Source organism: uncultured Leptotrichia sp., from assembly GCF_938036635.1.
Classification (GTDB): Bacteria; Fusobacteriota; Fusobacteriia; order Fusobacteriales; family Leptotrichiaceae; genus Leptotrichia; species Leptotrichia hongkongensis.
Genome location: NZ_CALHQO010000437.1, coordinates 1 through 2,998, shown reverse-complemented (window position 1 = coordinate 2,998; position 2,998 = coordinate 1). Strand labels below are relative to the sequence as shown.

The window sequence follows — 2,998 nt, the reverse complement described above, 5'->3', positions numbered from 1 at the left end:
CAAGGGTTTGCAATCATGCCAAAAGAGGAGATGACGCCAATTGAAGATATGTATATGGAAGGGTTAGGTGAGAGATTTACAGAGATTCTACTACTAGTCTATATGTCAAAAAACAAAAATCAGTCGCTTCGCGATTTATTGAAATTTGTAAGCAAAAGTAATAGTGATGGTGAATCCTTATTTGGATAAATTTGGAGAATTAAAGAATAAAATAATCCCAGCTACTTTGAAAGAAATTTGTAGTAATGAGTTAGTTGATTATATTAATTTTATTAAGTAGTATGGATATTCAAAATAAAAAAATTTTAGGTGTCACGTATATTAATTTATAAGGAGGTTATATATGATAATTTTGAAAAAATTAAGGAATAAAACAAACTATTTAGCTATTCTAGCTATTTTAATATGTATCGCAACAACTATAAGCACAGCAAATAATATTTATGAAAATCTATATTCTTTTAGATCTAAACGAAAGGTTGAGAATCCTGATCCAGATTTTGAATTAAAGCAAAAAGTCAAAGATAGGATAAAAGATGTTTCGACAAGATCAGAAGCTGAGTCAAGATTAGTTTGGGTGGAAGTTCCTGTCTGGAGATTAAAAGACGGGAAAAAGGTGTCTGATACAGAAAGATTTCAGATTTTGGACGTACTTGCTAATGATGTAAAGGAAATTTTTCATGAAATACATAAAGGAAAAGAGAAATTTCCAATAAAAAACTTAATTGGCTATTCGTGGAGAGGAAGTTTTAAAAGTTTACACAGCACAGGGCGGGCGATAGACTTAAACCCTGAAGAAAATCCGCAAGTAAACAGCAACGGAAAGGCTATTGTCGGAAAAAGCTGGCAGCCAGGAAGTAACCCATATTCTATAAAACCTGATGGCGATGTAGTGAGAGCATTTACAAAAAGAGGATGGACTTGGGGAGCGAACTTTAGAACAAGAGATTATATGCATTTTGGTTTTGCAGAAATGTAGTTTAAATAAATACAGAATAAAAAGAGGCGAGAAAAATGTTGCTTGGTGGAAATGAAACTACGAGAAAGATTGATAATTTTGCTATAAATAATTTGAAAATTCCAAGTATCGTGCTTATGGAAAATGCTGCAATTTCATTTGCAAAACATATTGACGAAAATGAAGATAATTTTCTTATTATTTGTGGTAAAGGTAATAATGGTGGGGATGGCTATGCGATTGCACGCCAGTTATTATCAAAGGGAAAAAATGTAAAAATTTTTTGTATTAGCAATGAAAATATGAGTAATGATTGCATGATAAATTATGAAATTTGCAAGAATATGGGAATTGAGATATTTTATAAAATAGAAGAATTGGATAAGCTGTTTTTGGAATGTAGTGTTATTATTGAAGGGATTTTTGGAACAGGATTGAATTCAGAAATAAAAGGAATCTATCAGGAAATTATCCAAAAAATCAATACAGCAAGCAATAATAAAAAAGTTTATTCAATTGATATTCCCTCTGGAATTAATGGCGATACTGGCGAAATTATGGGAATTTCAGTCAAAGCAGATATTACAATTTCATTTGTCACTTACAAAAAAGGATTTTTAAATCCAAAAATAAAAGATTTTTTAGGAAAAGTCATTATTGAAAATATTGGATTGAATGAAAGTAATATCAATCATTTAGACAAAGAGTATTATTTAACACCTGACATGGTAAAAAGTTTTCGTATAAAAAGAAATGAAGATTCCCATAAGGGAGATTTTGGCAAAGTGCTAATTTTTGCTGGGAGCAGTGGATTTTATGGTGCAGGAAATATAGTTGCAAAATCGTGTGTGAGAACAGGAGCAGGACTAACTACTGTAATTACTGATAAAAATAACTTTTCATTAAATGTATTTGTGCCAGAAGCTATGAGTTTCCCAATTAATTTTGATAATATAAATGAAAATCTCGAAAAATTAGAAAACGAAATCTTAAACAGCGATGTGATTGCAATTGGGCCAGGAATTGGTAAAAGTCAGCAAGCATTTTTAATTTTTGAAAAATTGATCAGTATTAAGAAAAACAATAAAGGGAATACAATAAAACTGATATTAGATGCAGACGCTTTAAATTTATTGGCAGAAAACAGGGAATTTTTTGAAAAAATAAGAAATAGGAGCATTTTGACACCACATTTGGTTGAATTTTCACGATTGACAGGATTTTCGACAGATGAAATTAATAAAAATAGGTTTGAAATAACAAAGAATTTTGCAAAAAAATACGAGATAATTTTGTTATTAAAAGGTAAAAATACCATTATTACAAATGGAGAAGAGCTTTTTGCAAATAGTACAGGAAATTCACATATGGCAAATGGTGGAATGGGAGATTGCTTAACAGGAATTATCTGTTCGCTTGTGGGACAAAAATATGATTTAATGAAGTCTGCTGGAATTGGAGCATATTTGCATGGTAAAATTGCAGATGAATTGGTAAGAAGGCAGTATATTGTGAATGCAACAGATGTGATTGATAATATTTCTAAGTATATGAATGAGATTTTTAAAATTTAGGCTAGAACATATTTAAATTTTTTAGGGAGTTAGCTATGATTAAAAATGATATTATTGATTATACTGAAAGTATAAAACGAGAATATGAAAGCAATTACTTTAATGATAAATTTTTTGAAATTTTTCCGACTAAATATGAAAAGATGTTGAGAGAATACGAAGTTATTTATTTTAAGGATGAAGTTAGAATTTCATTTTTTAATTTGGATTTTTCTGATGATTTGATTTGTTATGAAGAATGTGATTTTATTGATCGAGTAAGACATAGTTTATATAGCATTGCCAAACTAATTAATTCCCAAAAAACTGAAAAGCTAAAAAAATTTTGGAATATATTTGAGGAAATTTATTGGGAAATAGTTCAAGAAAAAATTCCCAAAGATAATAAAAAAGTTTTAAATTTTTAGGATTTACCGCGCGAGAAAGTGCGACGTAGAGCTGTCCTTTGGCAAAGATGTGGTTGATG

At 29.7% G+C, this 2,998-nt stretch carries 4 protein-coding genes; all 4 read left to right on the top strand.

What is annotated here, in order from left to right:
- Positions 1 to 189, top strand: a 189-nt coding sequence (locus Q0370_RS08715) for a hypothetical protein (RefSeq protein WP_299574716.1), incomplete at its 5' end; no start/stop codon positions are given.
- Between the two features lie 154 nt (positions 190 to 343).
- Entirely contained in the window at positions 344 to 979 is a 636-nt protein-coding gene (locus Q0370_RS08710) for a M15 family metallopeptidase (RefSeq protein ID WP_299574712.1), read from the top strand.
- 35 nt (positions 980 to 1,014) lie between these two features.
- Positions 1,015 to 2,532, top strand: a complete 1,518-nt coding sequence (locus Q0370_RS08705) for an NAD(P)H-hydrate dehydratase (protein ID WP_299574710.1) — start codon at positions 1,015 to 1,017, stop codon at positions 2,530 to 2,532.
- A 35-nt stretch (positions 2,533 to 2,567) separates the two neighbouring features.
- Entirely contained in the window at positions 2,568 to 2,939 is a 372-nt protein-coding gene (locus Q0370_RS08700; RefSeq protein ID WP_299574708.1) for a hypothetical protein, read from the top strand.
- Positions 2,940 to 2,998: the final 59 nt, after the last annotated feature.